We start from the raw sequence: 7795 nt of genomic DNA, 5'->3' as shown, positions 1-7795 counted from the left end.
CGTGTAATCCGTTGTTCCGTGTCAGTGGAGGCGCATTATAGGGAGTTATTTCAGGCTGACAAGGGGAAATTCAAAATAATTTTCCGAGTGATTATTTTTTATTCTTTGCGCTTATTTTGGCAACGTTTTGTGGGTTAATTGGGCAATTTCCCGTGCAAAACCCGCGACCTGTTCCCAATCGGTATACACCACTTCTTTATGCGTATCCGTTTCACCGCCTGACATCTTCATTATCAGTTGGATCATAACGCGGTCATACCAGCGATAGCGGGGATACAGCAAAGCGCCGGCAATAACCGCACTGCGATCCGGCCGCCACGGCGAACTCATCAGGAACTTACGCGCATAGCTGTTGGTTTGCGGCGTACGCTTCTCCGGTTTACGGGCAACCAGGTTAACGGAGTAGAACGCACTCGGCATCGCATTCAGCCGCGTGGCATGCTTTTTCACAAACTCCTGAAATGCGGCATGGTAATGACCATAGCGAATCGAGGCGCCAATCACCACGCTGTCATAATTTTGCCAGTCAGGCTCCGCGGTGCGATGCAAATTAACAACATCCGTCCAAACGCCCAGCTCTTTGAGTTCAGAAGCCAGATACTCGGCGATTTCACGCGTTTGCCCGTCCCGGGAAGAAAAAAGAATCAGTGTTTTCACGTGTTACTCCATTATTCACGCCAGAAAGTAGGGGTAAAGAGTACCAGCAGAGTAAAGACCTCCAGACGACCAAACAGCATATTGGCAATCAGGATCCACTTCGCCACGGGGTTCATACTGGCAAAGTTGTCGGCGACAACGCCCAGCCCTGGCCCGAGGTTATTCAGCGTCGCCACCACGGAGGCAAACGCGGAGAAGTCATCAACACCGGTCGCAATAATCGCCAGCATACTGATAATAAAGACCAGCGCATAGGCAGAAAAGAATCCCCATACGGCTTCAAGAATTCGCTCCGGCAGCGCACGGTTACCCAGTTTGATACTGTAAACAGCATTCGGGTGAACCAGACGTTTCAACTCGCGGTTACCTTGCTTAAACAGCAACAGGATACGAATCACCTTCAAGCCTCCGCCCGTAGACCCGGCACAGCCGCCGATAAAGGCAGAACACAACAACAGCACCGGCAGGAACAGCGGCCAGCGGGCAATGCTGTCGGTGGTAAATCCGGCGGTCGTCGCCATCGACACTACCTGGAAAAAGGCCTGGTTGATGGTCGTGAGCGCTGAACCGTAGGTATTGTGTATCCACAGTACCAGCGTACAGACAGCCACCAGCGTCAACTGTACGCCGATGAACATGCGAAATTCCGGATCGCGCCAGTAGACCTTCAGGCTACGGCCGCTTAATAAAGAGAAGTGCAGGCCATAGTTACAGCCGGAGATCAGCAAGAAGATAGCAATGATGGTGTTGATCGTGGGACTGTCGAAATATCCCACGCTGGCATCGTGCGTGGAAAAGCCGCCAATCGCAATCGTGGCAAAGCTGTGCCCAATGGCGTCAAACGCTGGCATCCCGGCAAACCATAGCGCCAGTGCACATGCCACCGTCAGCAATACATAGATAAGCCACAGGGTTTTCGCCGTTTCGGCAATACGCGGGCGCATTTTATTATCTTTCAGCGGCCCCGGCATTTCTGCCCGGTAGAGCTGCATCCCCCCAACGCCAAGAATAGGCAGAATAGCCACCGCCAGCACGATGATCCCCATCCCGCCGAACCATTGCAGCATCTGTCGATAAAAGAGGATAGCGTGTGGCAATGAATCCAGCCCCACCAGCGTTGTTGCCCCGGTGGTGGTCAATCCGGAAAAGGATTCAAAAAATGCATCGGTAATCGTTAGGTTAGGGCTTTCCGCAAAGATGAACGGCAGCGCACCCACGCTACCCAGCACGGTCCAGAACAAGACGACAATCAGAAAACCTTCGCGAGATTTCAGCTCGCCTTTCTCTTTGCGGTTCGGCCACCACAGCATGGAGCCGATCGCCAGAGCAACGAAGAAAGTTTGGGTAAATGCACGCCCTGCCCCATCGCGATAGATGAGCGCCACCAGTCCGGGGATAATCATTGTCCCCGAGAATAAGATGACCAGTAGTCCAACGATTCGGGTAATGGCGCGAAAATGCATCTCTACCGCTTCCTTAGTTCTTTAAAATGAGGTGGGGATTATTCTTCAATCGCTAACAATTGCAATGAACCACGACTAAAATCCGCCAGTTTTGCCGAAAATTCATCCACTTTGGCATAAGGAAGCGCCACCCTGAGCCGAACAAAAGCCTGGTAATCACTGGCAACGACTTTACCGTCAAACTGACCCAGCAAAGCTTCTATGCCTGCCAGCTGACCGTACTCACACTGCAAAGTATATTCGGTTAATGGCGTCTTGCGCTGTGTCGTTAACTGACGCAACGCCTGATTCACACCGCCACCGTAGGCTTTTACCAGCCCACCCGTACCGAGAAGGATACCGCCGTAGTAGCGCACCACCACCGCGGTAATCTCACCAACACCGCTGCCCATCAGTTGCGCGAGCATCGGCTTACCTGCCGTTCCCGCCGGTTCACCATCGTCTGAAAAGCCCAACTGCTGCGAGTCATTCGGCGCCCCCGCCACCCATGCCACACAATGGTGGCGGGCGTCCGGGTGTTCCGCTTTGACGGACTCAACGAATGCTTTCGCCGCTTCTACGCCGTCCGTATGGGCGAGCAGCGTAATAAAGCGGCTTTTTTTGATCTCTTCAACGACGCTAACCGGCGCCGCAGGGATTAACCAACTGTCCATTACGCCAGTTTTAAATCCCGCGTCATGTTTTCGATATTGTTCTCATGGACCACCACGTTGTCTTCAATACGAATACCGCCGAACGGTTTCAGAGCTTCAATTTTCTGCCAGTTGAAGTGTTTGCTGAACTGCCCTTCACGCCACGGCGCCAGCAGCGATTCAATAAAGTAGATGCCCGGTTCGATGGTCAGAACCATGCCCGGCTGCAGAACACGGGTGCAGCGCAGGTAAGGATACTTCGACGGGGCAGCAAGGTGGGTACCGCTGTCATCCTGCATAAAGCCAGCGACATCATGCACCTGCAGACCCAACGGGTGACCAATACCGTGCGGCATAAACGGTCCAGTAAGATCGTTTTCCACCATCGCCTCTTCACTCATATCGGTGATGATTTGATGCTTACGCAGCAGCTTCGCGATGCGCTGATGGAACTGAATGTGGTAATCCACGTAGCTGGTACCTGCTTTCATGGTAGCGATAAGCGCCAGCTCTTCGTCGTTAACATCTTTCACCAGATGCGCATAGTCGTTGTCGCTTTTCGCCGACCAGGTACGCGTCAGGTCTGCTGCATAGCCGTTATATTCCGCACCAGCGTCCAGCAGGAAGCTGCGAATTTCAGACGGCGCCTGATGATCCAGTTTGGTGTAATGAAGAACCGACGCATGCTCATTAAGCGCAACGATGTTGCTGTATGGCACGTCAGTGTCGCGGTGACCGGTCGCGGTCAGATAAGCCAGGTTGATGTCAAACTCGCTCATCCCGGAACGGAATGCTTCTTCCGCGGCACGGTGTCCATTCACCGCCATTTTCTGCGCTTCGCGCATACAGGCCAGTTCGTAATCCGTTTTAAAGGCGCGGTAATAATGCAGGTAGTCGATCACCCCTTTCGGGTTGATGTTGCTGGCCGCGATGTCCAGTTGCAACGCACGTTCCGGAACCGGACCGATATAACCGATATTGCCGCGAGCAGCTGGCAGTTGGCTACCGATACCGTCCGCTTTTGGCAGCGCGATGATCTCGATTTCTTCTGTCCAGAAGGAGGTCGGCAGCGGCTCAACGTTATGCCAGTAGTCGACCGGCAGATAGAACCACAATTTTGGCTTATTCACACCATCCACCAGCAACCAGCAGTTAGGGACCTGCGTTACGGGTACCCAGGCTTTGAATTGCGGATTGACCTTAAACGGGTACGGATGGTCGTCAAGAAAGACGTTAACAAGTTCGCCAGAGTGAATAAGTAACGCATCCAGCTTGAAGCGTTCCAGCGCGTCGCGCGCCCGCTCTTGTAAGGTAACGATATGATTTTTATAGAGTGCGGCCAGTGATTCCATTTTCTATCCTTCTGTTTTTGACCTCAAGACTCCGCATCTTAGCACATCGCTTTGTGAGTGCGTGATTTCTGCCGAGCGTGATCAAATCGTCATTTCTTTAATCATTCATTTGCATTTTTTTAACATAAAACACACACTTCGATTCATCTGGTATGACCAGATCACCTTGCGGATTCAGGAGACTGACATGCTTTACAAAGGCGACACCCTGTACCTCGACTGGCTGGAAGATGGCATCGCCGAACTGGTGTTCGATGCCCCTGGTTCGGTCAATAAACTCGACACAGCCACCGTTGCCAGCCTGGGCCATGCGCTTGACGTGCTGGAAAAACAACCGAATTTAAAAGGGCTGCTGCTGCGCTCTAACAAAGCAGCCTTTATTGTCGGTGCCGATATCACCGAATTCCTTTCATTGTTCCTCGTGCCTGAAGAACAGTTGAGCCAGTGGCTGCATTTTGCCAACAGCGTCTTTAATCGTCTGGAAGATCTACCTGTTCCGACCCTCTCAGCGGTAAATGGCTATGCGCTGGGCGGCGGCTGCGAGTGTGTGCTGGCGACCGATTACCGTCTGGCAACGCCGGACCTGCGCATCGGCCTGCCGGAAACCAAGCTGGGCATCATGCCAGGCTTTGGCGGATCCGTACGTATGCCACGTATGCTGGGCGCGGACAGCGCGCTGGAAATCATTGCTGCGGGTAAAGATGTTGGTGCTGAGCAGGCGCTGAAAATCGGCCTGGTCGATGGCGTCGTGAAACACGAGAAACTGCTTGATGGCGCGATCGCCATATTACGTCAGGCGATTAACGGCGATCTCGACTGGAAAGCCAAACGCCAGCCGAAGCTGGAACCGTTGAAACTCAGCAAAATTGAAGCGGCGATGAGCTTTACTATCGCCAAAGGTATGGTGGCGCAGACGGCCGGGAAGCATTATCCCGCACCAATCACTGCCGTGAAAACGATTGAGGCGGCAGCCCGTTTTGGCCGTGAAGAAGCGCTGAACCTGGAAAATAAAAGTTTTGTTCCACTGGCGCACACCAGTGAAGCTCGCGCATTGGTTGGGATCTTCCTTAACGATCAGTTCGTGAAAGCCAAAGCCAAAAAGCTCACCAAAAATATTGAGGCGCCAAAGCAAGCGGCGGTGCTGGGCGCGGGGATTATGGGCGGCGGTATCGCTTACCAGTCGGCCTGGAAAGGCGTGCCGGTTGTGATGAAAGATATCAACGACAAATCATTAACGCTGGGCATGACCGAAGCGGCCAAGCTGCTGAACAAACAACTCGAGCGCGGCAAAATTGACGGCCTGAAAATGGCGGGCGTGATTTCCACTATCCATCCAACCCTCGACTATAGCGGCTTCGAGCGTGTGGACGTGGTAGTCGAAGCGGTTGTGGAAAACCCGAAAGTGAAAAAAGCGGTACTGGCGGAAACCGAAGATAAGGTACGCCCGGACACCGTACTGGCTTCGAACACCTCAACCATTCCAATCAACGAACTGGCCAGCGTGCTCAAACGCCCGGAAAACTTCTGTGGCATGCACTTCTTTAACCCGGTGCACCGCATGCCGTTGGTTGAGATCATTCGCGGCGAAAAAAGCTCAGATGAAACCATCGCTAAGGTTGTCGCCTGGGCAAGCCAGATGGGCAAAACACCAATTGTGGTCAATGACTGCCCTGGTTTCTTCGTCAACCGCGTGCTGTTCCCCTATTTTGCCGGTTTCAGCCAGTTGCTGCGCGACGGAGCGGATTTCCGCAAAGTCGACAAAGTGATGGAAAAACAGTTTGGCTGGCCGATGGGCCCGGCTTATCTGCTGGACGTGGTGGGGATCGATACCGCGCATCACGCACAGGCGGTGATGTCTGCGGGCTTCCCACAGCGTATGCAGAAAGATTATCGCGATGCGATCGATGCCCTGTTTGATGCTAACCGTTTCGGACAGAAAAACGGTCTCGGGTTCTGGCGTTATAAAGAAGACAACAAGGGCAAGCCGAAGAAAGAAGAAGATGCCGCCGTTGATGGTCTGCTGGCAGAGGTCAGCCAACCGAAACGCGACTTCAGCGATGACGAGATTATCGCCCGCATGATGATCCCAATGGTCAACGAAGTGGTGCGTTGTCTGGAAGAAGGCATTATCGCCAGCCCGGCAGAAGCCGATATGGCGCTGGTTTATGGCCTGGGCTTCCCTCCGTTCCACGGCGGCGCGTTCCGCTGGCTGGATACGCTCGGCAGCGCGAAGTATCTCGATATGGCCCAACAGTATCAGCACCTAGGCCCACTGTATGAAGTTCCGGCCGGTCTGCGTGATAAAGCGCGCCATAACGAACCGTATTATCCCCAGGTTGAGCCTGCCCGCCCGGTTGGCAGCCTGAAAACGGCTTAAGGAGTCACAATGGAACAGGTTGTAATTGTTGATGCGATCCGTACCCCGATGGGCCGTTCAAAAGGGGGAGCGTTTCGTAACGTGCGGGCAGAAGACCTCTCCGCACATTTAATGCGTAGCCTGCTGGCGCGTAATCCGGCGCTGGAGCCATCCGCGCTTGATGATATTTACTGGGGCTGCGTGCAGCAAACGCTGGAGCAGGGTTTCAATATCGCTCGTAACGCGTCACTACTGGCGGAAATCCCACATTCAGTACCGGCAGTGACCGTTAACCGTCTCTGTGGTTCATCCATGCAGGCGCTGCATGATGCAGCACGCATGATCATGACCGGCGATGCTCAGGCGTGCCTGATTGGCGGCGTGGAACATATGGGCCATGTGCCGATGAGTCACGGGGTTGATTTCCACCCGGGTATGAGCCGCAACGTGGCGAAAGCCGCGGGGATGATGGGCCTGACGGCGGAAATGCTCTCCCGCATGCACGGTATTAGCCGTGAAATGCAGGATGCCTTCGCCGCGCGTTCACACGCTCGCGCCTGGGCTGCTACACAGTCTGGCGCATTTAAAAATGAAATCATCCCGACTGGCGGTCATGATGCAGACGGCGTGCTGAAGCAGTTTAACTACGATGAAGTTATCCGCCCGGAGACCACGGTTGAAGCGCTTTCTACCCTGCGCCCGGCATTCGATCCAGTTAGCGGCACGGTGACGGCCGGTACCTCTTCCGCGCTTTCCGATGGTGCTGCCGCGATGCTGGTCATGAGCGAAAGCCGTGCCCGTGAGCTGGGTCTGACGCCACGTGCCCGAATTCGTTCAATGGCCGTTGTCGGCTGCGACCCTTCCATCATGGGTTACGGTCCGGTTCCGGCTTCACAGCTGGCGCTGAAAAAAGCGGGACTCTCCACCAGCGACATCGGCTTGTTTGAGATGAATGAAGCTTTTGCCGCCCAGATCCTGCCGTGTATTAAAGATCTGGGGCTGATGGAGCAGATCGACGAGAAGATCAACCTCAACGGCGGGGCGATCGCATTGGGTCACCCGCTGGGTTGTTCCGGTGCGCGTATCAGCACTACCCTGCTCAATCTGATGGAACGCAAAGACGTACAGTTTGGTCTGGCGACGATGTGTATCGGGTTAGGTCAGGGTATCGCGACGGTATTTGAGCGAGTTTAATCAAGGCACGCCGGGGGCGCTTCGCTTGCCCGGCCTACGAAATGTTATCTCAAAGCCATTGGTGCCAGAACAAGGCGGCAAGTGAATGAATCCCGATGAGCTTACGTGTAGTAAGTGATTCGGGTGAATGAGCGCAGCCAA

6 protein-coding genes are annotated in these 7795 nt (G+C 54.1%); 2 read left to right on the top strand and 4 right to left on the bottom strand.

The annotated features are described in order from the left end of the window. Positions 1–111: 111 nt before the first annotated feature. The 4 genes from hemG to pepQ are packed head-to-tail and all read right to left on the bottom strand — an operon-like array spanning position 112 to position 4104. Positions 112–657, bottom strand: a complete 546-nt coding sequence (gene hemG / locus OGV69_RS02325) for a menaquinone-dependent protoporphyrinogen IX dehydrogenase (protein WP_038634428.1) — start codon at positions 655–657, stop codon at positions 112–114. A gap of 11 nt (positions 658–668) precedes the next feature. Next, positions 669–2120 (bottom strand): Trk system potassium transporter TrkH, encoded by a 1452-nt coding sequence (gene trkH, locus OGV69_RS02320; protein ID WP_003017848.1) that lies wholly within the window; start codon positions 2118–2120, stop codon positions 669–671. Between the two features lie 38 nt (positions 2121–2158). Then, the gene (locus OGV69_RS02315; RefSeq protein ID WP_042313949.1) at positions 2159–2773 is read right to left on the bottom strand and encodes an IMPACT family protein; all 615 of its coding nucleotides are present in this window, start codon (positions 2771–2773) and stop codon (positions 2159–2161) included. Next, positions 2773–4104, bottom strand: a complete 1332-nt coding sequence (gene pepQ / locus OGV69_RS02310) for a Xaa-Pro dipeptidase (RefSeq protein ID WP_038634435.1) — start codon at positions 4102–4104, stop codon at positions 2773–2775. The genes OGV69_RS02315 and pepQ overlap by 1 nt, the downstream gene beginning before the upstream one ends. A 187-nt stretch (positions 4105–4291) precedes the next feature. On the opposite strand from pepQ, the gene fadB reads away from it, so the two are divergent. Further along, positions 4292–6481: a fatty acid oxidation complex subunit alpha FadB gene (gene fadB, locus OGV69_RS02305; RefSeq protein ID WP_069325074.1), complete on the top strand. Its 2190-nt coding sequence runs from the start codon at positions 4292–4294 to the stop codon at positions 6479–6481. 9 nt (positions 6482–6490) lie between these two features. After that, on the top strand, positions 6491–7654 hold the full coding sequence (fadA, locus tag OGV69_RS02300) for an acetyl-CoA C-acyltransferase FadA (RefSeq protein WP_069325075.1): 1164 nt from the start codon (positions 6491–6493) through the stop codon (positions 7652–7654). Positions 7655–7795 lie beyond the last annotated feature (141 nt).

Origin of the sequence: Citrobacter sp. Cc139 (assembly GCF_030334645.1) — a bacterium.
GTDB lineage: Bacteria > Pseudomonadota > Gammaproteobacteria > Enterobacterales > Enterobacteriaceae > Citrobacter > Citrobacter werkmanii.
The sequence above is the reverse complement of the archived record's forward strand: the minus strand, read 5'-3'. Positions and strand labels throughout refer to the sequence as shown.